Here is a 25,046-nt window from a genome sequence, read left to right as displayed (position 1 = left end):
CCTTTTCTCGGGAGCAGAGCGGCGGATCAGAACATCCGGAAGCCCTGGATCTTGATGAGGATGGCCAGGCCGGCGAAGACCAGGACGGCAAGGCCGTCAACGATGGCCAAGACCCACCAGCCGGCGGGGCCCGTCACCGCCACCGGCCCGACGAAGGCGCGCCAGCCACTGAAGACTGCCCACAGCGCCCAGGCGAAGACGGCGACGGAAGCGATGTCGGCGTCGAAGGCGCCCATGCGCACCTGGGCCAGGGAAATCAGGCCCAGGAAGCAAAGAGCGAAGGCGCCGAACTTCATCTGATAGGCCTTGTGCGAAGATACCGCCGGTGTCGTGTCGCTGGCCGGCAAGGCGGCAAGAACGAAGGCCGCGACAGCCAGGGCGAGGCCGGTCCACAGGGCGAAATGCAGATTGCGCATCAGAAAATGGGCGAAATCGAGCCAACCCCGGTCGAGTTCGCCGGCCTCGACGCGGCCGTAAACGACGTGCTCGAAGAGCACCAATAGCCAGCAGATGGCGCCGAGCGCCAGCATGGCGGCATAGCCGATATAGGAGAGGGTCACAGTCCAGGCGGGCACCATCAGATCGGTCCTTCATTAGGGGGACGGCACCGCCGCCCAGGCAGCCTTGTTCTTGGGGTGTCAGCGCGTCAAGCCCTTGCCCCAGCACCGCAGATGAACCGCCAGGTCGGTTTCGGCGATTCGCCCGTCGGTAAAGACTGCGGCCTTCAGGGGGAAAGTCAATTCCGGGTCCAGGTAGCCGTCGCGCAGCCCGGCGAGACTGCGCCCCCTGCCCCGTTCGGCCAGGAGGGCATCACGGCAGGCCGCGGCCACCGCGATCTGGAAGTCGTCGTAGAACTCGACCCAGCTCAGACCGAAAGGCAGCGCCACTTTCGCGGTCTGGCGATAGACGGTCTGGCCGGCGGCGCCTTTCATCTCGCGCAGCGGCTCCAGGACCACCGAACGGCTGCTGCCGGCCACCGAATAGCCGGCGGGGCAGATTTCGCCCGGCCCGCAGGGTTGATCCGCTGCCGCCATCCCGGCGGGGCGCACGGAGAAGATATAGCTCTGCGGATCCAGACGCCGGAGGCTGCTGATCTCCAGGCGCCAGACCAGCCCCTCGGACAGGACGCGGGTCACGCGCCCCTCCTCGTCGACGATGACGTTCAGCCAGCCGTCGATCTCGCGGCTGATCTTTTCCTGGGAGAGCTTCAGGCCGCTGGAGCCCGCGACACCGGCAGGCTGGACGGCACCGTCGCCGGCCCGGGCCTCCTCCGCCCAGGCGCCGCTGGCCAAGGAAACGAGAACAAGCGCTGCGCCGGCAAAGACCGCGAGTGCGCGCAGCGCATAGAGTCGCGCCAGTAAACCCTCTGCCATCGTACGGCCCTCCCACTGGCCCTTCCATCGAAACGGCGGATTACGGAGGGTTAGTCGGCCAGCCCCGGCCGAGGGTTCAATTCGACCGCAATATATCGATTTCGTTGAATTATGAAGTGAAGAGGATATAGGCACCGAGTAGCAGGACCAACGCCGCCAGGCCCCAGATCCACAGCCGCGACCCGCCCGCGCCGCGCGCCGCCGCGCCCGGGAACTCCCGGGCCGCCGCGAGAGCCGCCTCGGCGGCCGCCGGTTCCGCGGCGGGCGCCGCCGCCGGGGCGGCGACGATCCCGGCAAAGCGGGAAAAGAACTCGCCGGAGAGCTTCTTCGCCGTGCCGTCGACAAGGCGTGAACCGAGCTGCGCCAGCTTGCCGCCGACATCGGCCTTCACCTCGTAGTGCAGCACCGTCGCCTCGCCGTCCTCTTCCAGACGCACCTTGGCCCCGCCCTTGGCAAAGCCGGCGGGCCCGCCTTTGCCTTCGCCGGTGATGGTGTAGCCGTTGGGCGGGTCCAGGTCCGACAGCGTGACCGCGCCCTGGAACCTGGCCTTCACCGGCCCGACCTTGGTGACCACCGTCGCCGTCATCTCGCAGTCCGAAAGCTTCTCGATCGATTCGCAGCCGGGGATCGAAGCTTTCAGGATTTCCGGATCGTTGAGGGCCGCGTAGACCTTCTCGCGCGGTGCGGCGATGCGTTCGCTGCCGGTCATGTCCATAGTCGGTTCAACTCCAAAGTCTCTTGTCTCAAGAAAAGCCTGCGACGGCAGCACATGGCAGATGCACATGGCCGCGCCTCACAGGCCTCTGATAGCATCACGCGGCATCGTGATTGCCGCCGGCGTCATTCGCCTGTCCATGTTCCCGGCGGCCGCGGCGGCGCAGCTCCACCACCTCGGCGACAATCGACAAGGCGATCTCCTCGGGCGTGATGGCGCCGATGTCGAGGCCGGCAGGCGAGCGCAGGCGCGCCGCCTTGTCCGCCGCCAGCCCCTCGACCCGTAGCTTGCCCAGCAAGGCCGCCGCCTTGCGCCGGCTGCCGACGAAGGCGACGTAGGGCGTCTCTGTCGAAAGTGCCGCGCGCAACGCCACGGCATCGCGCTTGCCTTGGGTCGCCACCACGATGAAGCGCTCTCCAGCCGCCTCGGGCGGCAGCTCGAAGCCGGTGATGCGCCGTTCTGCCTCCGGCAGACTGTCCAGATCCTCCGCGAGCGCCGCCACGGTGACAGCAAAGCCACTGCGTCCGGCAAGCTCGGCGATGGCGCAGGCCACCGGCGAGGCGCCGCAAACCACCAGAACGGGGCGCGGCAGCATGGGCTCGACAAAGATGTCCAGGCTGCCGCCGCTGGGGCAGGCGCTGCGGTGGAACTCCACCCCGCCCCTCGACTCCCCAGCGGCCACGCCACCGGCGTCCAGGGCTTCCTGCGGCTGCACGGAGATGAGAAGCGCCTCGCCGTCTTTCATTGCCTGCAAAGCCGCGCGGCGCACAGCGCCGCGTGCGCAGCCGCCGCCGATCCAGCCATGGATCTCACCGTCAGCGGTGACCACTGCCTTGGCTCCGGCCTTGGCCGAGGTGGCGGCCACCGTGCGCACCACCGTCGCCAGCGCGTAAGGCCGCGCCGCGCCACGTAGCTGCGCCATCAGGTCCAACAGATCTCCGTAGTCGCCGCTCATGGTCACACCTGCTCCAGGAAAGGCGCCAACGCCTCGAGACTCTTCAGGTTGTGCGCCGGAGCGAAAAGGTCGACGTAAGGCAATGCCGCCTGCATACCCCCGGCGGTCGGCTCATAACCTTCCCATCCGATCATCGGATTCAGCCAGACGATGCGCTTGCTGCGCCGGCGCAGGGCCGCCATTTCGCGGCCCAGGACGTCCGGCGTTCCGGTATCGTAGCCATCGCTGACGATCATCACGACGGTCCGCCCGTGTACGACGCGCGCGGCGTGGTGGCGGTTGAAGGCCGCCAGGCTCTCGCCGATCTTGGTGCCGCCGGACCAGCCCTGGGCGATGAGCGACAGCCGCTCCACGGCCTTGGTCGCGTTGCGCTCCTTCAAGGCGGGAGAAACATGGATCAGCCGGGTGTGGAAGACAAAGGCCTCGGCCTCGTTGAAGCGGTCCAGCACGCCGTGGATGAAACGCAGGAAGAAGGTGCTGTACTGGCTCATGGAGCCGGAGGCGTCGAGCACCACCACGAGGCGCAGCGGCTTGTAGCGCCGCCTGCGCCAGGCAAGGTCGATGGGCAGGCCGCCACGACCGATGCTGCGGTGGATGGTGCGCCGCAGGTCCAGCCGCCGGCCGCGCCGGCGCTGCCGCTCGCGGCGGCTGAGGCGGTGGCGCATGCGCCGCGCCAGCCGGTCGGCCAGTTCGTGGACCCGCTGCAGTTCGTCCGCCGTCATCAGGTGGCGGAAGTCGGCCTCCGCCAAGGCCTCCGAGGCCGAGGCCCCTTCGCGCCGGCCCTGCCGGTCGGCGGGATTGCCGACCGCCTCGTCGCCCTCGCGCGAGGTCTGCTCCGGCGTCCCCAGGCTGCCGCCGGGCGCGCCCGCTTCCGACAGCTTGCGCGCGCCCCGGCCCTTGGGCGGCGTCCCTGCGACACGCAGCACGCCCTTCATGCCGCGCTTGAGCCAATAGGCGTCGAAGATCTCGTCGAAGCGGTCCCAGTCCGCCTGGCGGGTGCAGGCAATGCTGCGCAGGCCGCTGCGCAGAACGGCAGGACGGCCGATATCCGCCGCCGAAGCGAAGCGCAGGCAGTCCTGGGTTTCCTCCAGGCCGACCAAAAAGCCGTTGTCGCGGAGAATACTGAGGAAGGACGCCATGCGCTGGCGCAGCTGCGCGCCGGCGACCGGCGTGACCTCCGCAAGTGGAAGCGGTTCGGAGCTGAGGACTTCAGCCGCCATCAAGCCACCTTGCCGAGCAGCCGCTGGGTCACTTCCGGCGCCAGCGCCAGCCGGTCCTCCTGGGTCTTCAGCAAACACAGCAGCGTGTCCTGCACCACCTCCGGCTCGGCGGCCAGGTCGCGCACGTCCAGGCCGACCAGCGCCGCCGCCCAGTCCAGGGTCTCGGCAACGCCCGGCACCTTGCGCAGGTCCTCCTTGCGCACCTTGGCGACGAAGGCGGCGATCTGCTGGGCCAAGGTCACGTCGACCTGCGGCAGGCGCGCGGTCAGGATGCGCACCTCCTTGTCCTCGCTGGGATAGTCGACGAAGTGGTAGAGACAACGCCGGCGCAGCGCGTCGGATAGCTCCCGCGTGCCGTTGGAGGTCAGAACCACCAAGGGGATCGACCGTGCCGTGACGGTTCCCAGCTCGGGGATGGAGATCTGGTAGTCGGAGAGGATCTCCAGCAGGAAGGCCTCGAACTCTTCATCCGCCCGGTCGATTTCGTCGATCAGCAGCACCGCCGGCTTTTCCTCGCGGATTGCCGCCAGCAGCGGGCGCTCCAGCAGGAATTCTTCGGAGAAGATGTGCTTCTCTACCGCTTCGGCGCTCTCGCCGCGCCCCTCGCGGGCTTTGATGGCGAGGAGCTGGCGCTGGTAGTTCCATTCGTAGATCGCGGCATTGGCGTCCAGGCCCTCATAGCACTGCAAGCGGATCAGCCGGGTGTCGTGAATCTGCGCCAGGGCCTTGGCGACTTCGGTCTTGCCGACGCCAGCGGCCCCTTCCAGCAGCAGAGGCCGCTCCAAGCTTTCCATGAGCCATAACGCCATGGCCAACTGGCCGTCGGCGACATAGCCGACATCGGCCAGGCGATCCGCTAACTGATTGCGCTCCATGATCGAGCATCCCCGTAAGACGTAAGGCGGTGGCGCGGCGGCTCCCGGAGAAACCGCCGCGCCGGGGCCACGGAAGGGGCCGTTCCTAACCGGTCAGGCCCAGCTTCTCGCAGACTTTCCAGGTGCGCCAATGGTCGTGGGGCATCTGGATATGGGTCACGCCGAGGTGCGCAAAGGCATCGTTCACGGCATTGGAGAAAGCCGGCACGCCGCCCACGTTGGGGCTCTCGCCCACACCTTTGGCGCCGATCGGGTGATGCGGCGAAGGCGTAACCGTGAAATCGGTCTCCCATTCCGGCGTCTCGACCGCCGTCGGCACGAAGAAGTCCATGAGACTGGCGCCCATGACGTTGCCGGCTTCGTCGTACTTGATCTCCTGGCCCATGGCGATGCCGAAGGCTTCCGTCAGACCACCATGCACCTGGCCCTCGATGATCATCGGATTGATCCGCGTGCCGCAGTCGTCCAAGGCATAGAATTTGCGGACCTTGGTCACACCGGTGTCGGCATCGATATCGACGACGCAGACATAGGCACCGAAGGGATAGGTCATGTTCGGCGGATCGTAGTAATCCACCGCTTCCAGGCCGGGCTCCATGCCTTCCGGCAGGTTGTTGTAAGCCGCCCAGGCAATCTCCTTCATGGTCTTCTGCTTCTCCGGCAGGCCCTTGACCCTGAAGCGGTCGACCTCGAACTCCAGGTCGTCCTCACCCACTTCCAGTAGATGCGCGGCGATCTTCCTGGCCTTGTCGCGGATCTTGCGGCCGACCCGAGCGGCGGCGGCGCCGGCCACCGGCGTCGAGCGAGACCCGTAGGTTCCCAGACCATAAGGCGCGGTGTTGGTATCTCCTTCCTCGATCATGATGTCGTCGGCAGGGATACCTATTTCCGTCGCCAGGATCTGGGCGTAGGTCGTTTCGTGCCCCTGCCCCTGGCTCTTTGTGCCCAGACGGGCGATGGCGGCGCCGGTCGGATGAATGCGGATCTCGCAGGAATCGAACATGCCGACGCCCAGGATATCGCAATTGCGGGTCGGTCCGGCGCCGACGATCTCGGTGAAGAAAGCCACGCCGATGCCCATCAGCTCGCGCGTCTCGCCGCGGGCGAAGGCTTCGCGCCTTTCCTTCTGCTCGGCGCGCAGGGCGTCGTAGTGCGTCTTCTCCATGGCCTTTTTCATGGCCGTAGGATAGTCACCGCTATCGTACTCCCATCCAAGACAGGACTGATAGGGGAACTGCTGCGGCTGGATGAAGTTCTTCAACCGCAGCTCCACCGGGTCCATGTCCAGCTTATGCGCCAGGATGTCCATGGCCCGCTCGACCATGTAGGCGGCCTCCGTCACCCGGAAGGAGCAGCGGTAGGCCACGCCGCCCGGCGCCTTGTTGGTGTAGACCCCGTCGACCGCCACATGCGCCGTCGGGATATCGTAGGACCCGGTGCAGATGTTGAAGAAACCGGCTGGCCACTTGGTCGGGTCGGCGCAGGCGTCGAAGGCTCCGTGGTCGGCCAGCACGTGGGCGCGCAGGCCCGTGATCTTGCCGTCCTTGGTGGCCGCCAGCTCGGCGGTCATGTGATAGTCGCGGGCGAAGGCCGTGGCGGAGAGGTTCTCGATGCGGTCTTCGACCCACTTGACCGGCAGCCCCAGCACGATGGAGGCGACGATGGAGCAGACATAGCCGGGATAGACGCCGACCTTGTTGCCGAAGCCGCCGCCGATATCCGGCGCAATGACGCGGATCTTGTGCTCGGGGATCCCAGAGAGCAGCGCGGCCACGGTGCGCACCACATGGGGCGCCTGGAACGTACCGTAGACCGTGAGCTCTCCTTTGATCTTGTCCATGGAGGCGATGCTGGCGCAGGTTTCCATCGGCGAGGGATGCACGCGATGATAGCTGATCAGCTCGCTGACGGTGACTTCGGCCGTTTCGAAAGCCGCGTCGGTTGCCTCTTCGTCACCGACTTCCCAGGTGAAGATGTGGTTGTAGTGCTTGCGCGCGCCGTGCGCGCCCTCGGTCTTGTCCTTGATGTCCTCGCGCAGCAGGGGGGCGTCGGGCTCCATGGACTTGAAGGGATCGACCAGTACCGGCAGTTCCTCGTAGTCGACCTCGACCAGTTCCGCCGCGTCGGCGGCGATGTAGCGGTCCTCGGCGACGACGAAGGCGACTTCCTGGTTCTGGAACAGCACTTTCTCCTCGGCCAGCACCGCCTGCACGTCGCCGGCCAGGGTCGGCATGTAGTGCAGGCTGAGCGGCTTCAGGTCGGCGGCGGTCAACACCGCCTTCACGCCCGGCACCGCCAGTGCCTTGGAAGTATCGATGGACTTGATGCGGGCGTGACCATAAGGCGAGCGCACGAAGTCGCCGAACAACATGCCCGGCAGCTTCACGTCGTCGACGTAGTTGCCCTTGCCCTGGATGAAGCGGACGTCCTCGGTGCGCTTGCGCGAGCAGCCGATGCCCTCGAGGTTGGCTTCGCGGTCTTCGATCTTCTCGCCAGCGGTCGTTTGGGGGGCGTCACTCATTCCGCAGCCTCCTTCGTGGCAGCATTCATCTTGTCCGCCGCATAGCGGATCGCCTTGACGATGTTCTGATAGCCGGTGCAGCGGCAGAGATTGCCGGAGATGCCCATGCGGATCTCGGTATCGCTGGGGTTGGGGTTCTCCTGCAGCAGGCGGTGGGCGCGCATGATCATGCCCGGGGTGCAGAAGCCGCACTGCAGGCCGTGCATCTCGGCGAAACCCTCCTGCAGGGCGTGCAGCGTGCCGTCGGGAGCGGCCATGCCCTCGATCGTGGTGACGTCGGCGCCGTCGGCCTGGACGGCCAGGATGGTGCAGGACTTCACCGACTTGCCGTCCATGTCCACGGTGCAGGCGCCGCAATGTGTGGTCTCGCAGCCGATGTGGGCTCCGGTGAGCATCTGCTGCTCGCGCAGGAAATGGATCAGCAGGGTGCGCGGCTCGACCAGCGCTTCCACCTGCTGGCCGTTGATGCTCAGGGTAATCTGGGTTTTCGACATTTTTCGGTCTTCCTTTTTCCGTCCCGGCCGGCTCAGCCCGTGGCGCGTTCGTGGGCGCGCTGGATGGCGCGGCGCAGCATCACGCCCGCCATCTTGGTGCGGTACTCGGCGGGCCCGCGGCCGTCGGAGGCCGGCGCGGTGATCCCCTCGGCCAGGCTCACAGCCTGGTCCACCGCCGCCTTGTTGAGGCTGCTGCCCACCAGGACGGCGGAAGCCTCGGCGGCGTAGAGCGGCGTCTCGCCGACGTTGGTCAGCGCGATGGAGGCGGACTTGCAGGTTCCGCCGGCCATGGTCAGCACGACCGCCGCGGCGGCGGTGGCGTAGTCGCCGATCTTGCGCTTCAGCTTCTCGTAGGCATAGCCGTGGCCGGCCGGCGGGACCGGCACCTTCACGGCGGTCAGGATCTCGCCCTCCTGCAGGGCGGTGAAGAAGGCGCCTTCGTAGAAGTCGCGCGCCTTGACCTCGCGGCTGCCGCCCTTGCCTGTCAGCAGGTAGCTGGCGTCCAGGCATTGCATGACGCCCGGCATGTCGTTGGCCGGGTCGCCGTTGGCCACGTTGCCGCCCAAGGTGCCGACGTAGCGCACCTGCGGGTCGGCGATGAGGGCCGCTGTTTCCTGGATGATCGGGCAGTGCCCGGCGACGAGGCCGGAGGCCAGCAAATCGGCCTGTGTGGTCATGGCACCGATGACCAGGGCCCCGTCCGCCTCCTCGATGCCTTTCAGGGCGTCGATCTTGCGCAGGTCCACCAGATGCTCCAGCGGCGCCAGGCGCAGCTTCATCATCGGCAACAGGCTGTGGCCGCCCGCCAGCGGACGGGCGTCGTCCCCCAGTTCGGCAAGCAGGCCCACGGCCTCCTCGACCGTCGCGGGGCTGTGATAGCTGAAAGATCCCGGAATCACGGGTCGGCTCCTCCCTTTCCCAGTTGCGGCGGCCTTCTCGTCACCGGCACCGCTCGTTTTCGATCCGCCGCCAGCAGTCGCGGCGGGGACATCTTCATTGGAAAAGATCGGGCCACAGGGCGTGAAAAGCGGTCAACGTCCGCTGCACGAAACCGGCGCTCTCCGCACGAATGGCGGCTCAAACTGCACGAACGGCGATTCCCGCTGAAATCCTCGGGTTTTCTTCCGAAATTCGCCGCCCCGGGGAGATTAGGCCTAGAGTCCCAGGGCGGCTCTCAGCTTGGGCAGGCGGCTACGGCTCACCGGCACTTGGTGGCGCTTGGCCGAGTCCAGTTCCAGCAGACCCTGGTCGCGCACCCGCCTCAGGGCCCCGGCGTGGGACACGTTGACGATGTGGCTGCGGTGGACGCGCAGGAACGTCTGCGGATCGAGGCGGGCTTCGATCTCGGAGATCGAGAGATTGCAGAAATGCGTCTCCTGGCCGTCGAAGACGTAGGTATAGTGCGCGTCCGCATGAACCGCGTAGATCTCCTGCGGGGTCAGCAGGCGGGTGGCACCGTTGCCGTTCACCGGGATGCGCGCCGGCGGCGGAGCAGGCTCGGGCGCCTCCGACGGCCTGTTCTCCTCCGTGGCGGCGCGCGCCGGCTCCGGATCGGCCGTCTCTTCCTTCGCCGTCCCATCTTCCGCCAGCCCAGCCTCCGCCAGGCCGGTCCTCCGGTCCAGCCCATCGGGCAGCAGCACCAGCAGGAACAGCCCGCAGATGACGAAGGCCGTGACCGCCACCACGATGGCCAGGAGATCGAGGCTCAGGACCGGTGCCGAGATCGCCACCAGATCCTCGGCAGGCAGAAAGGCGGCCGCCGCCATACCGGTGTAGTGCATGCCGGAGATGGCGAGGCCCATGCAGGCGGCGCCGGCCATGAGGTGCGGCTTGTGGGTCGGCGAGAAAGCCAGCCAGAGGGCGAGGCCGGAGGCCGCGACAGCCACCGCGAAGCTGGCCGCCACCAGGGCCGGCGAATAGCTGACGATGCAGTTGGCGCGCAGGGCCGACATGCCGACGTAGTGCATCATGGCGATGCCAGCGCCCATCAGCAGCCCGGCCCCGGCCAGGCGCTTGGGGGTCAGGCGCCCGAAGGAGGCGACGAAAACGCCGAGGCCGACCACCAGGATGCAAACCAGGGCCGAAACCAGGGTCCACAGCAGGTCGTAGGTCACCGCCACCGGCAGCTTCACCGCCAACATGCCGATGAAGTGCATGGCCCAGATGCCGATGCCCAGCGCCAGGGCCGAGGCCGCAAGCAGCGCCTTGCGTCGCCCGGCCGTGGCCCAGCCGTCCGGCCCCAGCCCGAGGCTGGCCAGCCGCCGCGCCAGCATCAGGCTGACGTAGCCGCCCTGGACGGCGATCACCACCGACAGGGCAATGATGGCGGGATCATAGGTGACGGGCACCGCTTCCTCGCATCTCCTCCCCTTCACCGGCCCTCTTGTCGGGGCCCGGGACAAAGCGCGCGGCGCAACCCTTCAGGGCCGCCGTTCAGACGCCATGCAGCGCCATTCTAGATCAAAACCCCGCCCCAGGGCCATGGCGTCGGCGGGCGTTGCCTGAGCCTGATATCAGCCGTTTGGGCTGGTCGCTGTTCCGCCTCCACGATCAGTATCGAACAAGCCAACGGCCACAGCCAAACACCATTTCAGATTGATTACATTAACATATAACCATATCTCAGGTTGAATTTATTTCGGAAATCTAGGAGATGGTCAATGGGAGGAATGAGGGGGCTCAAGGAAGCTGCTGTGATTGTCATCGTAGCTTCGTTCGTATCTGGATGCGTAGCAACGACGAGCAAGAAAGCGGAATTGCTGCAGCCAATTGCAGTGCCGACTTTTGAAGAGCCCAAACCGATCGCATTCAAGAAGATCGTTCTCAGAGTACCGCGGAACGCCCCCATTGGCAGCGTCGGTGCAGGCTTGGCGTGCATCAAGCACGACGACTACATGCCTCGCAGCGGACGCTACTCTCTCGACGTAGAGCGCTTCAACGACATCTTCCGCGAGGAGCTTGAAAGCGCAAACTACGAAGTCGTTGGAGATCCCGACGAACTGTTCGGCGACCCGGAGATCAACCGCGCCAACTATTTCATTGCCGGGCCGATCAAAGAAATCGAAACCAACATCTGCTTTCCACAGGCCGGCTATGGCAACTTCAGTACTGCCAGCGCCTCGATCTACATGAACATTGAATGGCAGATTTACGATACCCTTCGCCGCGAGGTCGTCATGAAGATCCCTACGGAAGGGTCCGCGGAAACGGAGGAGGCTACAACCAACGGCGACTCCATCACGATGGACGAAGCTTTTGCGATCTCAGTGCGGAACCTCTTGGCCCAGAGCAAGTTCCATTCCCTCGTCAGGCATGGCGAAGTCGAAGCGCCCGTTGTCGCAGAGGTCAGCAAAAGCTCGCTCACGCTCGCGAGCCTGGCACTTGATTCCGGTACGGGCTTCGATGCGAATCACTTGAGCCAGAGCGTAGGAGTTGTCAGATCCGCGACCGGCCATGGAACGGGCTTCATGATCACTCCCCGGTTCATGCTGACTAACCAGCATGTTGTTGGCGGCGCTAAAGAAGTACGCATCATCTTTGGCGACGGCTCAGAAGTTGAAGGACAGGTAGTCAGCCGCAACAACTATCGGGACGTCGCGCTAATTGAACTTGTTAGCGCGACCCGCAGGCCTCTTTCCCTGCGTACGGAGCGCCTGAACGTTGGGGCTAACGTGTATTCCTATGGGGCACCGCTCAGCGAGGATTTTAGCGGTAGCCTACGGCAGGGAATTGTTAGCGCCTACCGCATCGAGGGCGGCCTGGACTATGTTCAAAGCGACGCAGATGTCAATCCGGGAAACTCTGGGGGGCCGCTTCTCGATGAGCAGGGCAATGTTGTCGGCATCGCAGTCTCAGGAATCATGATTGGGGGAGTTGTCTCCCAGGGAATCAACTTCTTTATCCCAATTGACCGAGCATTGGCCGCCTTCGACATCGCCATCCACAACGGAGCACCATCCTCCTAGAGGGATCTCGCCCTTACCGCACCGTCACCTCGACGCGGCGGTTGCGCGGCTCGTCGGTGTCGTTGGGCGTCGCCACCAGCAGGTTGCTCTCACCGTGGGAATCGACCTCGATCAGGTTGCGGTCGAGCCCTTCGCCGATCAGCACGTCGCGGATCGCCGCGGCGCGGTCGCGCGCCAACTGGGCGTTGCGTGCCGCCGAGCCCACGGTGTCGGTATGGCCGATGATGGCGACCTCGGGCGCCGGGTATTCCTTGATGCTGTCCAGGATATCCGGCAACTGCCGACGCGACTGCTCGGTCAGGATATCCGTACCGGTGATGAAGTAGATCAGGAAGCTGCGCGGCTTCAGCGGATTGGCCTGCAGTGTCGCTCCCCAAGTCTTGTCGATTTCTTCCTGGCTGATCGCCTCCGGCTCGGAGGGCGCCGCTTGGGCGCTGGCAACCTGCGTGACGGTGCCCGCCTCGCTGACGGTCCGGGAGCCGGCCTCGTTCCGCACGGTAATGGCGCCGGTGCTGCCGTCCTCCTCCTCCAGCAGGACGAAGCGGTTGCCGCCGGCGCAGGCGGCCAGGCCGATCAACAGCAGCGGGATCATCAGAAATTTCAACATGGTCAGTCTCCCTCCACTTCGACCAGGAAGCGCGTCCCGCGCACCGCGACGGTGGCGACCGGAGTGCGCACCTGAACCGCATCCGGCGACAGCTTGGCGATGACGCCCGAAATGTAATGCAGCGTGCCGCGGAAGATATCGATGATGAAGGCTAACCGCCCCTCGGTTGGCGTGAAATCGAATTGCGTGAACTGGACGCGGGAATTGGGCCCTATGGAGATCCGCGAACCGTCCTTGAAGGTCAGGCCGATAGAGCCGGCTTCGGTCTCCACCACGTCCTGAACGAAGATCGGCGCACCGATGCCCAACTCGCTACGCTGGTCGGCGCGGAGCGCGAAGGCCTGGCCGTCGACGACCTTTACCAGCGCAACCTGGTCCTGCTGTGCCTGCGCGCGCCCTGCCCCGCCAAGAAGGATGGCGATGCAGAGCAGAGCCGCCGCCCCCGCCCTGGCGAACGCCACCCTTCGGTGGTCGATGTATGTCTCGCTGTCCATGACTTACGCCCTTTCCCTCTGTCGTTCAGATGGGCCACGCACCCGTTCGGCCGGGAACACCAAGGTCGCCGTGGTGCCGTGGTTGCTGATGCTGGCGATCTCCAGCTTGCCGCCGTGCATTTCGACCATCGCCTTGGTCAGGGGCAATCCTAATCCGATACCTTCGAAGTTTGACGCCAGGGCATGATCGACCCGGCGGAAGGGCTCGAAGGCTTCAACAACTTCCTGATCGGTCATGCCGATCCCGGTGTCGGAGACCGAAAGGCGGAAGCAGCCGTTCTCCGCCAAGACGCCAACCACCCGGACACGCCCACTCTTCGGCGTGTACTTGACGGCGTTCGACATAAGGTTCAACACCATCTGGGTGAACATCCGCCGATCGGCGCAGAGGCTCGGCAAGACCGATTGGTGGTCGAGCACGATGGTCGTACTGTGATCGCGGAAGGCCGCAGACACGGTGCGGATGCCGTCATCGACCACTTCGCCCACCTGAAACTCGCTCTCGCTGAGTTGACTCTCGCCCGCCTCCACTTTCGACATCTCCAGGATGTCGTTCACCAGCGACAGCAGATGCATGCCCATGTGGTGAATGTCCTGGACGTAGTCGCGGTATTTGGGCGGCGAGACCGGCCCAAGGATCTCCCGCTTCATCATTTCCGAGAAACCGAGAATGGCATTCAGCGGCGTGCGCAGCTCGTGGCTCATGTTGGCCAGGAAGCTGGTCTTGGACCGGTTGGCGGCTTCCGCAAGGATCAGCGCCATTTCCCGCTCCTGCTCGCTGCGCCGGCGCTGGCGCTGCGCTTCGACCATGCCGAGAGCGGTCATGACCACATAGGTCATGGCAAAGATAAAGAAGGGATATGTCGGATCGACAAGCAGGCCATGCCGGTCAAACGCGTACAAGGCTCCGCCGAACAACAGCATCAGCACCGCGGCCAGCGACAGCAGACTGACGTAGCCCGGCAGCCGCCCGACTGCGGCGAGGAACCCAAGAAACAAGGCCGCCGTCAGCGATGTCTCCCAGAACGCGATAAACGGCGGGCGCAGCAGATAGGAGTCCGACAGCAGGTTTTGAACGAAGGCCGCCTGCACATCGATGGCCGCCATCGCCGCACCGCTGGGAGTGACGAAGCCGTGCGAAAGTCCGCTGCCGGTGGCGCCCAGCAGGACGACGCGCCCTTCCAGCCGGGACGCATCCGCCTCACCGCGCAGCAGCGTCACCGCCGACACGCGGTCGATGGCCTCCAAACGCACCTCATGCAGCCAGACCTCGCCGGAAAACGCCGTGCGGATGACCAGATCGCCCAGAGTGACGCTGGATATTCCCGGGCCTTCGATCTCCACGGAGATAGCGGGCACCTGCTTGGCCACGCGCACCACCTCGACCGCGAAGCTGGGAACCACGGAATCCCCGACCAGCATGACGATCGGCATACGGCGCACCACACCGTCGCCGGAGTACTCCAAGCTTACCACGCCAATCCCCTGGCTCGCCTGCTCCAGGATCGGCAGATTGCGGAGCAATCCGGGGTAGCGGCGAATCTCCGCGGCACCCTGCTGGCCGAGGCGCAGCAGGACCGGGGCGCTCAATTCCGAGACGCTGCTGGGCGACGCGGCGCCCTCCGTCACCGCCGCCCCCAACACCGCCGGCACTTGGTTGAGGCTGAAGGCGAAGACCGCATCGTTGGACGGCAACTCCGCCAAGCTCTCGCGCAGCGGTGCGTCCATGGGAAAGCGCTGCAGCAGGTTCTCCGGCGACAGGCGATCCGGCTCCGGGAAAATGATATTGATTCCGAGCACACGCGGGCGGTGGGCGCCGATGGCACTCACCAGATCGCCGAGGGTGTCGCGCGGCCACGGCCATTGACCGACGGCGGCCAAACTGGCTTCGTCAATGTCGACGATGGTGAGCGGCGGCTGCGAGGCGGCCGGATCCGCCGGAATCAAACCCTGTGCAAAATCGAAGAAGGCGTTGCGAAAGGTGGGCAAGGGCTCGGGATCGGCGAACCGCAGCAAGACCACCGCGCAGAGCGCCAGCCAAACGATGCCCCGTTTGACCCACCCGGCCGCACCTGCCGACAGTCTCAAGGGTCTCATTGACCGACAGCTCCCGATCCAGCCAAGGGCCAGCGAAGGCGGAAAACAATGTCAGCAGCGCCGTTGCACAGGAAAATTTCCCGCAACACCTGAAAACCCGGGTGCTCAAAGCCGCTTTCGTACAGCCCCGCCCAGCGCGCACGCAGCCTCCGGCGGCGCTCACTGCAACCCAAAGGATAGCATGGCTCCGGGAGAGGATTTCAACGAGTTGATTAGATCGAATGCCGGGTATTTTGCGTTACGCGGAATATTTAGAAGGAAATTCAACCTTTTCGTGGGTTAACGCGCAACGGCCGAGGATCTCTTTTTCTCTAGGGGGGTAGGGTCAGCCGGCCAAAGCCCGGATTTCATCCACCAGAACCGACGGCACCTGGACCCCCTCACGGATCGCCGCGGCCCGGCTGGCGAGGCGGCGGCTGCCGGGTAGGCGTGCTCCCGCCTGCCCCTCCACCGCGGCGACCAGCACCTCCAGGCGGTCGGCGAAAGTGCCGCCTGACAGCGGCGCCGGGTCGATCGCCAGCAGGAACTGCCCCACACCCGGCGGCGGTCCCTCGGCGCTGAAGAATGAACTGGCCTCGAAGGCATGATTGGCGCCGATAAGGCTGGCCGAGAGTATCTCGACCATCATCGCCAGGGCCGCGCCCTTGGCATCCCCCATGGGAATCATGGTGCCCGCCAACGCGGCGTCCGGGTCGGTGGTGGGCTTACCCTGGGGGTCCAGGGCCCAGCCTTCGGGGATCGTCTCCCCGTTCTTGGCCGCAGCCATGACCTTGCCGCGGGCCACCTTGGAGAGCGACAGGTCGATGACCAGCGGCGCCTCGCTGCGCCGCGGCGCGGCGAAGGCGATAGGGTTGGTGCCGAAGACACCGTGACTGCCGCCCCAGGGCGCCATGGCCTGCGGCGAGTTGCCGACCATCAACGCCACCAGCCCCTTCTCGGCCAGACGCTCGACGTGATAGCCGGCCTGGCCGAAGTGATGCGAATGATAGACCCCCGCCACGGCGATACAGGTCTCCCGGGCCATCGCCTCCAACCCGGCGCGCGCCTTGTCCAGCGCCGGGAAGGCGAAGCCGGCGCCGGCGTCGATGCGGATCGCGCAGTCTGAGACCCATTCGACCTCCGGCTCGGCCTTGCCGTCGACCTTGCCGCTCTTGGCCTGCCCGGCATAGGCGGCGACGCGGGACAGGCCGTGGCCGCGCTGGCCGTCCGCCTCTGCCGCGACCAGGGCGGCGGCCACGGACTCGGCGTTCAGTACCGAGGTGCCGGCCGCCATCAGGGCCCGCGCGACCAGGTCATGGGCCTCGGCGAGGCTCAGAAGTATACTGCTTCGGTCACTGCGGGCGGTCATGCTGTCTCCTCGAGTGCCGCGCGCACCTGCCGGGCGGTCAAGGCGCTGACGCGAACATTGGCTTCAACGGTAACGCCGGCGATGTGCGGCGTCAGGATCAGGTTGGACAGGCCGGCGAAGACCGACGCGGCCTCCGCGCCTAGCGGTTCCTCTTCGAAAACGTCAAGCGCCGCGCCGCCCAGGTGCCCGGACTTCAGGCTCGCGGCCAATGCCGCCTCGTCGACGACGCCGCCCCGCGAGGTGTTGACGACCACCGCGCCCGGCCGCATCCGCCGCAGCGCCGCAGCGCCGACGAGTCCGCGCGTATCCTCGGTCAGGGGCACGTGCAGGCTCAGCACATCGACCGCCGGCAGCAGGCTCTCCAAGGTCTCATGACGGGTAATCTCCTGCCAGGCCGGATCAGCCTCGGCCACGAAGGGGTCGACGGCGGCAACCGCCATGCCCAAGGCCCGCGCCCGGACCGCGACCTGGCGGGCGATACCGCCGCAACCGACCAGGCCCAGGGTCTTGCCCGCCACTTCACGCCCCATCAGGGCCTGCCGCGGCCAAGCCCCGGACAGCATGTCGGCGCCCGCGTGATAAGCGCCGCGCAGCAACAGCAGCGCCGCGGCAATGACGTACTCCGCCACCGCCTGGTCGTTGGCGCCGGTCGCCGGCAAGACCGCCACGCCGCGCGACGTGCAGGCCTCCAGGTCGATGTTGTCCAGCCCGACGCCCAGGCGCCCGACACAAACCAGATTGGGGGCCGCCGCCAACACCTCTCCGGTGACCCGCGTGCGGTTGCGCACGATCAGTGCGCGGGCCCCGGCGACCGCCGCCCGCAAGTCGTCCGGCCGGTCGACCAGTTCCGGATCGTACAGCAGGTCGAAATCCTTGCTCAGCCCCTCGACCGCGTCGGCGTCCATGAACTCGGAAATTACGATATCGGACAACGAAGGACTCCTACTCGAAGAGGCTGCCGACCGGCAGAGGCACGCGCAGCACCTCGGCGAACAGCACGAAGAAAGCCACCACGACGGCGACGCCGACGACGGGAAAGACGACGCACCGCGCACCCTTCCAAGGGTCGTACATGGCCAGCATCATGATCGCCAGGAAAACGATCATCCCCGTCGGCAGAAAGCCGATCAGCGGCATCGCCAGCGCGCCGCCTAACATCACCGCGACCAGCCCCAGGCGGCGCGGCTGGGAACCCTCGACCGGCGAATGCCGCTGTCCGGCGCCGCGCAGGAGATTACGCAGGATCAGCAGCAGCGAGAAAGCCACCATCAACACCACGACGGTGCGCGGGAAGACATAGGAGTCCGGGTCGGACATCTGCGTCGTGTCCCACCAGGCCACGGCTCCCGCCAGGATGAAAACGGCCGCCGCGAGGCTGCCCGCGGCGTCACGCGGACGGGCGGGTTCATTCGCCATAGCTGTTCTCCTCCTTCACCTTCCGTCGGCGCGCGTAGAATTCCCGCATCAGCGGATAGAACAACGACAGCAGCGTCAACGCGACGATGCCGAGCGAGATCGGACGCCCGAAGAACATGCCCGCCAGATCGCCTGTCGCCGAGCCGATGGTCCAGGCCTGCACGAAACCCTGCTCGGCGATGGAGCCGAGAATCAGTCCCAGCACGATAGGGGAGACGGCGAAGCCGATCCGCCCCAGGACCCAGCCGATAACGCCCAACATGATCATGACCACCACATCGGAGGTATTGTTGCGGATCGAATAGGCGCCGATGATCGTCATAAAGGCGACCGTCGGCACCAGCAGGGCCTTGGGCACCGTCACGATGGACCGGTAGGCATAGCGGCCGATGACCAGGCCCGCCGGCAGCATCAGCAGCGTCGCCAGGAACAGGCCATAGATGAAGGTATAGACGATGGAGCCTTCCTGGCCGAAGAGGTTCGGTCCGGTACGCACCCCCTGCACCATCAAGGCGCCGAGGATCACCGCGTCGGGCGGCGTACCGGGGATGCCCAGCACCATGGTCGGGATGAAGCCGCCGCCGACGGTCGCATTGTTGGCGGACTCCGTTGCCTGGATGCCCGCCGGCTCGCCCTTGCCGAAATCTTGCGGGTTCCTGGCGGCGCGCCGTGCCTCGGAATAGGCCACCAGCCCGGCAATGGAACCGCCCGCGCCCGGCAGAATCCCGACCAGGGTACCGATGACCGAGGACCGGATCAGGTTTATCTTGCCGCGCCAGGAGATCGCGAAGCCCTCGCGCAAGCGGAAGCCCCGCGAGGACGCCTCGACCTTCAGGTGACGGTCGGCGGTAGCGACCAGTTCGATCAGCACGGGCACGCAGTAAAGGCCGATCAGGGCGGAAACCACTTCGATGCCGCCCAACAGGGTCTTGCTGCCGAAGGTAAAGCGCACGTCGGCCGAGATGTCCGCGACGCCGATCGTCGAGAGCAAGAGGCCGAAGCAGCCGCCGATCAACCCCTTCAGCAGGCTCTGCTCCGAAAGCGCGGCGATCAGGGAAAGCCCGAAGATCGCCAGCCAGAAATATTCCATGGGTCCGAAGGCCAGCGCGACCTCGGCCAGCGGCGGCGCCAGCAGCAGCAGTGCCAGGGCCCCCACCAGGCCGCCGACCACGGAGGCCAGGCAGGCCAGCGTCACGGCCAGGTCGCCGTCGCCCCGCTTGGCCATCGGATAGCCGTCGAAGGTGGTGGCGATGGCCGAGGGCGTGCCCGGAGTGTTGAGCAGGATCGCGGCATAGGCGCCGCCGTAAATCGCCCCGGTATAGATCGCGCCCATCAGGATCAGCGCCGAGGCCGGCTCCATGGCGAAGGTCAGCGGGACCAGGACGGCGACCGCCATGGTCGCCGTCAGTCCCGGCAGGGAGCCCACGATGGTGCCGGCAACGACACCACCGAGGGCGAGCATGATGTTGAGAGGCGTCAGCGCCGCCGTGAAGTAATCGATGCCCGGAAGCATGAATTCACCTCTTCATCAAGAGTGCCGATGCCGGATCTAGTTCAGCACTCCCGCTTCCTTGGCCGCGGCGGTGTAGGTCTCGGTCATCTCCTTCAGGAAGGCGTCCATGTCCTCGTAGGGCACGTCGAGCATCGCCATGCCGTCATTCTCCAGGCGCTTACGGAACTCGGGGTCGGCATTGATCTTGCCGATCATGTCGGAGATCTGTTTGCGCAGCTCTTCCGGCGTGGACTTCGGCACGGCGATGCCACGATAGGCGCCCGACACCAGATCGAAACCCAGTTCCTTAAAGGTCGGCACATCGGGGAACATCGGATGCCGCGCATCCATCGCGACCGCCAGCATCCGCACCTGGTCGCCTTGCTTGGCGCCGACGGAGGTGTAGCCCCATTCCGCCGTCACCTGCTTGCCCAGCAGGGCCGTGACGGCCGCCCCGGTACCCTTGAAGGGAACGTAGGTGGTCTTCACGCCCGCCAGCTTGTCGAAGCGGATTTGCGCGATGTGGTTGGCCGTGCCCTTGCCGGAGCCGGAGAATACCACCTTGCCCGGATTCTCCTTCGCATGGTCGATCAGATCCTGCAGCGTCTTGAAGTCACTGTCGGCAGGCACGACGATGGCGTCGGGCGTGTAGTGGAACATATAGACCGTGGTCAGGTCCTCGGTCTTGAAACCGACGTCCTTCTGCAGCGGCTTGATGATGATGTGCGGCAGGTTCACGCCCATCCAGGTGTAGCCGTCGCCCTTGTAGTCGTTCAGCTGCGACCAACCGACGGCGCCGCCGCCGCCCGGCTTGTACTCCACCACCAGTTCCTCGGTGAACTTCTTCTGGAAGAAGGGCTGCTGGTGACGCGCCGTGATATCGGATTCGCCGCCGGGGCCGAAGGGGATGATGTAGTTGACCGGCTTGTCCGGGTAGGACTGGGCGACGGCCGGGGCGGTCAGGGTGAGGGACAGGGCCGCCAGCGCGGTCCCGGCAAAGGAAACGAAGGTTTTCATTCGGTATTTTCTCCCAATTTTCCAATAACGGAGCCCGGACCGGTCTTCCGTCGGCCTTGATCGGCTCCGCTGACGCCGGCAAGGCGGCGGCCCGTCGGGACAGGCCGCCGCCGCGCCGTTAGTTCCTTAGGCGTTACGCGCTGCGATACAGCTTGGTCATCACGTATTCGCGGTGCTTCAGCGTCTCCGCCGCCGTCAGGCGCCCATTGCAGGTCCTGAGCGTGATGTCGATCAGGGCATCGCCGGCCTGATCGAGATTCATCTCGCCGCGCAGAATGCCGGAGCAGTCGAGGTCGACGTGCTCGGCCATCTCCCGCGCCGTCTTCGGGTTCGCCGTTAGCTTGATCACCGGCTCGATCGGGTTGCCGATGATGTTGCCCTGCCCTGTCGGAAAAAGATGCACGACGAAACCGGCCGCGGCCTGCAGGGTCACGCACTCGGCCGCGGCAGAAGACGTGTCCATGAAGTAGAGGCCGGCGCCCTTGGCGGGCTCCTCTGCGGGCTTCAGGACGTCGATGAACTTCGCCTTCTTGCCGATCTTCTGCAGGTTGCCGAAGGCCTTCTCTTCGATGGTGGTCAGCCCGCCGGCGATATTGCCCTTGGTCGGCTGGCTGTCCGAGAGGTCGGACGTCTTATGCGGCTCGATCACCTCGTCCATATAGGCCTGCCAGGTGTCGAGGAACTTCTTCGCCACTTCCGGCGTCGACGCGCGGGTCGCGCAGACCTGCTCGGCGCCGGTCAGTTCCGAGGTCTCGCCAAAGCACGTCGTCGCGCCCAGTTCATCGAACTTGTCGATGAAATTGCCGACCGTCGGGTTGGAGGCCAGGCCCGAGGTGGTGTCGGACTCGCCGCACTTGGTGGAGACCCACAACTCGTTGATCTCGCAAGGCTCGCGCTGCTGCTCGGTGGCCCACTGCACCATCTCCTTCGCCTTCCGCGAGGCGTCGGCCACGATCTTGATCTCGCCGTGGCCCTCGATGGCGAAGCCCTCGACCGGCTTGCCGGTCTTGCGGATGCCGTCAACCACGCGTCCCGTCCACTGCGGCTCGATGCCGATGACGATGACGGCGGCGACATTGGGGTTGCACCCGGTGCCGATCAGGGTCCGGAAGTGCAGCTCAAGGTCCTCACCGAACTGCAGGCGCCCGTAGTGGTGCGGCAGGGCCAGACACCCCTCGATGTTGTTGGCCACCTTTTCGCAGGCCGCATTGGAAAGGTCGTCCAGGGGCAGGATGACCACGTGGTTGCGGATGCCGACCCGGCCGTTTTCACGGCGGTAGCCGAGGAATTTCTTCGCACTCATTTTATCGCCCTCCCCGCTTACCAGCGTTTCGTCTTGACGTTCTGGGTATGGACATGGCCGCCTTTGGAAACCTTGGCCACGGCTTTGCCGATGTCATGTCCGTACTTGAGGATGGTGTCGCCTTCGGCGATGTCGCCCAGGGCGATCTTGTGGCCCAGCGGAATGGCATCGATGCATTCCACCTCGACCTTGGAGTCGTCCTCCATCACCCAACCGGTGAGTTTGGAGTGCGCCTCGATGCCTTCTTTCACGATCACGCCGACCGTGTCCTTGGCATCGTGCACGATAAAATCAGGTGCCGCCATTTTCGGATGTTCTCCCGTAACTGCGCGATGGGGCGCCTCGCTGACCGGCGCCTTCTCCTCTCCGTTACAGGACCATCAGGGAAGCCGCCGCCCGGAGAGGCTTTCGCGATCTCTTGTTCAAGATGAAGAAATTATATGTTATGTCTTATATAAGACAAGGGGAATCTCTCGAACCCCGACCGACAGCGACAAGGACAGCCGGCGTGACGCAGCAGCTATCTGCACTTCCCGGATTCAAGCCGCTCTACCAGCAGGTGAAAGACCTTCTGATAGAGCGCCTCATCGGCGGTTATTGGAAACCGGGCGACTTGCTCCCCAGCGAATTCCAACTGGCCGAGGAGCTCGGCGTCAGCCAGGGAACGGTGCGCAAGGCCCTGGACGAAATGACCACCGGAAACCTGCTGGTGCGCCGCCAGGGCCGCGGCACCTACGTCGCCGAACACGACCAGGAGCACACCCTCTTTCACTTCTTCAAAATGACCGATCGCGGCGGCGGTCCACTGGTGCCGGAGAGCCGGGTCTTGCGCCTCTCCCAAGGCCGCGCCCGCAACGCTGAGGCCGCGCGGCTGCGGATCGAAGGGGATTGCGAAGTGATCCGCATCACCCGCGTGCGCACGATCTGCAGCCGCCCGGCGATCTTCGAGCGCATCGTGCTGCCCAGCGACCTGTTCCCGGACCTTCACGGTAAGCGCGACCTGCCGAACACGCTCTACACGCTCTTCGCCCGCGAGTACGGCATCACCATCGCCCGCGCCGAGGAACGCCTCAGCGCCGTCGCCGCCGAAGCCGACGCCGCCAAGCACCTTGGCCTGGAGGTCGGCGCGCCCCTGCTGAACATCGACCGCATCGCCCTGGGCCTCGACGGCCGCCCGGTGGAGTGGCGCATCAGCCTCTGCGACACCCGCGACCAGGTTTACAGCGTTACCTTGGCCTGAGGCCCCCTCCCCGGCCTCAGCCTGCCCTGGCGAATAGCGCCGGATGCAATCGCGTGCTAGCCTCGTTGATTAGGCGATTCGAGTCGCCTCCGCCTGGCACGAACGCTTGGGAGACGCTGCATGACAGGAAAGTCGATAGCACTCACCATCGCCCTCGGCGCGGGCCTGCTCGCCGCACCGCAGGCCGCGACGGCTCATGACGCAGGGGTCGAGATTCTCTACGGAAATCCGGCCGATGCGGTTTCGGTCAGTACCAACGAGGGCGGCACAGGAGTGGCCGTCGTCCGTGGTTCCTCGACCTTCTTGCCCGCCAAGGCCGTGGCCGCTCAGCCAGTGGCATACATAGACGGGAAAAAGATCGGGCTGAATGACCTCGAGCCGGTGACCGACTGGTTTCTGGACCGCTCCGGCGAGAAACTGGTGATCGTGCACTGCTATACCCGACAGTCGGCCAGGGTCGGGGCCGGACGCCGCATCCTCTGCGACGCCCGCGAACTCTAGGGCCACTGCCTTTCCGGTACCTCAGGTGACGGCGCTGAACACCAGCCTTAGGGCGATCGCAGCCAGCAGCACCAGGATTACGCGGTCGAAGAACTCCCTGGACATCCGCCGGGCCAGGTAGACGCCGAGCGGCATTCCTGCGAGCAGCGGCAGAAGGGCCAGCGCACTCAGCGCGGCCCTGAACGGCGTTATGATGTCCCATGCCGCCAGCAGCGGAATCTGCACGATGGATGTCGCCGCGAAGAAAACCGAGATCGTGGCGATGAAGGCCGTGCGATCCATCCGTGTCGCATTGAGGAAGCTCAAGGAAACCGGCGCCGAGATGCCGGCGGCGCCCTGCAGCACGCCGCCCGCGAAACCGGCCAGCGCCGCCAGGCGGGTGGCGATGCCGAGATCCAGCGCCCAATGGGGGCGCATCAGGCGAAAGGCGATATACAGAAAGACGACACCCGCCATGCAGAGCAGCAGCAGGTCCAACGGCAAGCTGACGAGAATAGCCGATCCCACGCCGGCACCCGCCGCCCCCGCCAGGGCGAAGCCCCAGGTCAGCGCCGGGTTCAACTGGTGCCTGCGAAACCGCCAGCCCTGCCAAACGTTCGACAGCAGATTGGGAATGGTGAAGAGCGCCACCGCCATGGGCACGTCGTAGAAGACAGCCAACAAAGGCACGGCAAGAAGCGGCGCACCCGCACCTGTCGCGCCCTTCAACACGCCCCCGAGGACGAGGCCGAGCGCCCCGAGAATCAATCCCGTCCATTCCATGGGCTCCTTATCCGACAGCCGGGCGCAAAGGTCTACTGCAATGCGGCATCCTGCCGCTTGGCGCCCACCCGCGGCTTGGCCTAACATGTGCAAAAGACCGTGAGGACAACCGCCATGACCTACACCCTGGATCGGCTGGCCGCCGACTGCCACGACGCCCTTGCCGCCGATGCCGGCCCCGCCGGACGCGAGGCGGCACGCAAGCACCTGGAGCGGGCGCTGCAGGACGAGGATTTCGTCGCCGCCCACCTGGGCCCGGACAACACCACGCCACGCAAGGCTCTTTACCAGGACCCCGACCTCGGCTTCTGCATCATGGCCCACGTCTACGAGGACGCGAAGGGCGGAGAGCCGCACGACCACGCGGGCACCTGGGCGATCTACGGCCAGGCGGTGGGCACTACGGTCATGACCGAATGGCGCAAGCTCAAGGATCCTGAGGACGGCAAGCCGGGCGTCGTCGAGCCGCTCAAGACCTACGAACTGAAACCCGGTATGGCGGTGGTCTACAACGAGGACATGCTGCACTCCCCCGACCGCAGCGGCCCCACCCGCCTGATCCGCATCGAAGGCCGGAACCTCGACCACGTCACCCGCGACAAGTACGTCCCCGCCGGAGCCAAAGCGGCGGAGTAGCCGCGCCGGAAAAGC

At 65.7% G+C, this 25,046-nt stretch carries 25 protein-coding genes; 4 read left to right on the top strand and 21 right to left on the bottom strand.

The genetic code is table 11. The annotated features are described in order from the left end of the window. Nucleotides 1-26: 26 nt before the first annotated feature. The 10 genes from AAFN88_RS11850 to AAFN88_RS11805 all read right to left on the bottom strand — a co-directional run bounded on the left by AAFN88_RS11850 (nt 27) and on the right by AAFN88_RS11805 (nt 10,501). On the bottom strand, nt 27-578 hold the full coding sequence (locus tag AAFN88_RS11850) for a hypothetical protein (RefSeq protein ID WP_347520519.1): 552 nt from the start codon (nt 576-578) through the stop codon (nt 27-29). A gap of 60 nt (nt 579-638) precedes the next feature. Then, a complete protein-coding gene (locus AAFN88_RS11845) occupies nt 639-1,373 on the bottom strand; it encodes a hypothetical protein (protein ID WP_347520518.1) in 735 nt (244 codons plus the stop codon). A gap of 109 nt (nt 1,374-1,482) precedes the next feature. Then, complete coding sequence (locus tag AAFN88_RS11840; RefSeq protein WP_347520517.1) at nt 1,483-2,088, bottom strand: carbon monoxide dehydrogenase subunit G; 606 nt, start codon at nt 2,086-2,088, stop codon at nt 1,483-1,485. A gap of 97 nt (nt 2,089-2,185) precedes the next feature. Further along, the gene (locus tag AAFN88_RS11835) at nt 2,186-3,043 is read right to left on the bottom strand and encodes an XdhC/CoxI family protein (protein ID WP_347520516.1); all 858 of its coding nucleotides are present in this window, start codon (nt 3,041-3,043) and stop codon (nt 2,186-2,188) included. Between the two features lie 2 nt (nt 3,044-3,045). Beyond that, nucleotides 3,046-4,263 (bottom strand): VWA domain-containing protein, encoded by a 1,218-nt coding sequence (locus tag AAFN88_RS11830; RefSeq protein ID WP_347520515.1) that lies wholly within the window; start codon nt 4,261-4,263, stop codon nt 3,046-3,048. Beyond that, nucleotides 4,263-5,138, bottom strand: coding sequence for a MoxR family ATPase (locus AAFN88_RS11825; RefSeq protein WP_347520514.1), 876 nt, complete (start codon nt 5,136-5,138; stop codon nt 4,263-4,265). The genes AAFN88_RS11830 and AAFN88_RS11825 overlap by 1 nt, the downstream gene beginning before the upstream one ends. Nucleotides 5,139-5,223: 85 nt before the next feature. Next, a complete protein-coding gene (locus tag AAFN88_RS11820; protein ID WP_347520513.1) occupies nt 5,224-7,659 on the bottom strand; it encodes an aerobic carbon-monoxide dehydrogenase large subunit in 2,436 nt (811 codons plus the stop codon). After that, entirely contained in the window at nt 7,656-8,153 is a 498-nt protein-coding gene (locus AAFN88_RS11815; protein ID WP_347520512.1) for a (2Fe-2S)-binding protein, read from the bottom strand. Before AAFN88_RS11815 ends, AAFN88_RS11820 begins: the two co-directional genes overlap by 4 nt. A gap of 32 nt (nt 8,154-8,185) precedes the next feature. Then, nucleotides 8,186-9,052, bottom strand: a complete 867-nt coding sequence (locus tag AAFN88_RS11810) for a xanthine dehydrogenase family protein subunit M (RefSeq protein ID WP_347520511.1) — start codon at nt 9,050-9,052, stop codon at nt 8,186-8,188. A 255-nt stretch (nt 9,053-9,307) separates the two neighbouring features. Further along, on the bottom strand, nt 9,308-10,501 hold the full coding sequence (locus AAFN88_RS11805; RefSeq protein ID WP_347520510.1) for an MHYT domain-containing protein: 1,194 nt from the start codon (nt 10,499-10,501) through the stop codon (nt 9,308-9,310). A 345-nt stretch (nt 10,502-10,846) separates the two neighbouring features. On the opposite strand from AAFN88_RS11805, the gene AAFN88_RS11800 reads away from it, so the two are divergent. Then, entirely contained in the window at nt 10,847-12,118 is a 1,272-nt protein-coding gene (locus AAFN88_RS11800; protein ID WP_347520509.1) for a serine protease, read from the top strand. A 13-nt stretch (nt 12,119-12,131) separates the two neighbouring features. Here AAFN88_RS11800 and AAFN88_RS11795 read toward each other — a convergent pair whose 3' ends face one another. The 10 genes from AAFN88_RS11795 to AAFN88_RS11750 all read right to left on the bottom strand — a co-directional run bounded on the left by AAFN88_RS11795 (nt 12,132) and on the right by AAFN88_RS11750 (nt 22,197). Continuing rightward, a complete protein-coding gene (locus AAFN88_RS11795) occupies nt 12,132-12,725 on the bottom strand; it encodes an OmpA family protein (protein ID WP_347520508.1) in 594 nt (197 codons plus the stop codon). 2 nt (nt 12,726-12,727) lie between these two features. Continuing rightward, nucleotides 12,728-13,219 carry a FecR domain-containing protein gene (locus AAFN88_RS11790; RefSeq protein WP_347520507.1) on the bottom strand — a complete coding sequence of 164 codons (492 nt, stop codon included), beginning with the start codon at nt 13,217-13,219 and terminating at the stop codon, nt 12,728-12,730. Nucleotides 13,220-13,222: 3 nt separating this feature from the next. Continuing rightward, nucleotides 13,223-15,316, bottom strand: a complete 2,094-nt coding sequence (locus AAFN88_RS11785; RefSeq protein WP_347520506.1) for a CHASE2 domain-containing protein — start codon at nt 15,314-15,316, stop codon at nt 13,223-13,225. A 325-nt stretch (nt 15,317-15,641) separates the two neighbouring features. Then, nucleotides 15,642-16,664, bottom strand: a complete 1,023-nt coding sequence (locus tag AAFN88_RS11780) for an Ldh family oxidoreductase (protein WP_347520505.1) — start codon at nt 16,662-16,664, stop codon at nt 15,642-15,644. Beyond that, nucleotides 16,661-17,596, bottom strand: a complete 936-nt coding sequence (locus tag AAFN88_RS11775) for a hydroxyacid dehydrogenase (RefSeq protein ID WP_347520504.1) — start codon at nt 17,594-17,596, stop codon at nt 16,661-16,663. Before AAFN88_RS11775 ends, AAFN88_RS11780 begins: the two co-directional genes overlap by 4 nt. A gap of 10 nt (nt 17,597-17,606) precedes the next feature. After that, entirely contained in the window at nt 17,607-18,080 is a 474-nt protein-coding gene (locus AAFN88_RS11770) for a tripartite tricarboxylate transporter TctB family protein (protein WP_347520503.1), read from the bottom strand. Beyond that, entirely contained in the window at nt 18,070-19,593 is a 1,524-nt protein-coding gene (locus tag AAFN88_RS11765) for a tripartite tricarboxylate transporter permease (protein WP_347520502.1), read from the bottom strand. The genes AAFN88_RS11770 and AAFN88_RS11765 overlap by 11 nt, the downstream gene beginning before the upstream one ends. Before the next feature lie 36 nt (nt 19,594-19,629). Further along, the gene (locus AAFN88_RS11760; RefSeq protein ID WP_347520501.1) at nt 19,630-20,589 is read right to left on the bottom strand and encodes a tripartite tricarboxylate transporter substrate binding protein; all 960 of its coding nucleotides are present in this window, start codon (nt 20,587-20,589) and stop codon (nt 19,630-19,632) included. A gap of 133 nt (nt 20,590-20,722) precedes the next feature. Beyond that, nucleotides 20,723-21,892, bottom strand: a complete 1,170-nt coding sequence (locus AAFN88_RS11755; protein WP_347520500.1) for a UxaA family hydrolase — start codon at nt 21,890-21,892, stop codon at nt 20,723-20,725. A 17-nt stretch (nt 21,893-21,909) separates the two neighbouring features. Further along, nucleotides 21,910-22,197, bottom strand: a complete 288-nt coding sequence (locus AAFN88_RS11750; protein ID WP_347520499.1) for a UxaA family hydrolase — start codon at nt 22,195-22,197, stop codon at nt 21,910-21,912. Nucleotides 22,198-22,400: 203 nt separating this feature from the next. Between AAFN88_RS11750 and AAFN88_RS11745 the strand changes: the two genes are divergently transcribed. Further along, a complete protein-coding gene (locus AAFN88_RS11745; RefSeq protein ID WP_347520498.1) occupies nt 22,401-23,132 on the top strand; it encodes a GntR family transcriptional regulator in 732 nt (243 codons plus the stop codon). A 120-nt stretch (nt 23,133-23,252) separates the two neighbouring features. Next, entirely contained in the window at nt 23,253-23,633 is a 381-nt protein-coding gene (locus AAFN88_RS11740; protein ID WP_347520497.1) for a hypothetical protein, read from the top strand. Nucleotides 23,634-23,654: 21 nt separating this feature from the next. Here the strand turns inward: AAFN88_RS11740 and AAFN88_RS11735 are convergent, their stop codons facing one another. Beyond that, entirely contained in the window at nt 23,655-24,395 is a 741-nt protein-coding gene (locus tag AAFN88_RS11735) for a sulfite exporter TauE/SafE family protein (RefSeq protein ID WP_347520496.1), read from the bottom strand. A 114-nt stretch (nt 24,396-24,509) separates the two neighbouring features. Between AAFN88_RS11735 and AAFN88_RS11730 the strand changes: the two genes are divergently transcribed. Beyond that, the gene (locus AAFN88_RS11730; protein WP_347520495.1) at nt 24,510-25,031 is read left to right on the top strand and encodes a hypothetical protein; all 522 of its coding nucleotides are present in this window, start codon (nt 24,510-24,512) and stop codon (nt 25,029-25,031) included. The last annotated feature ends 15 nt before the right edge of the window (nt 25,032-25,046 follow it).

The sequence above is a fragment of the Pelagibius sp. CAU 1746 genome, assembly GCF_039839785.1.
In the GTDB taxonomy this organism is placed as follows: Bacteria; Pseudomonadota; Alphaproteobacteria; order Kiloniellales; family Kiloniellaceae; genus Pelagibius.
The sequence above is the reverse complement of the archived record's forward strand: the minus strand, read 5'-3'. Positions and strand labels throughout refer to the sequence as shown.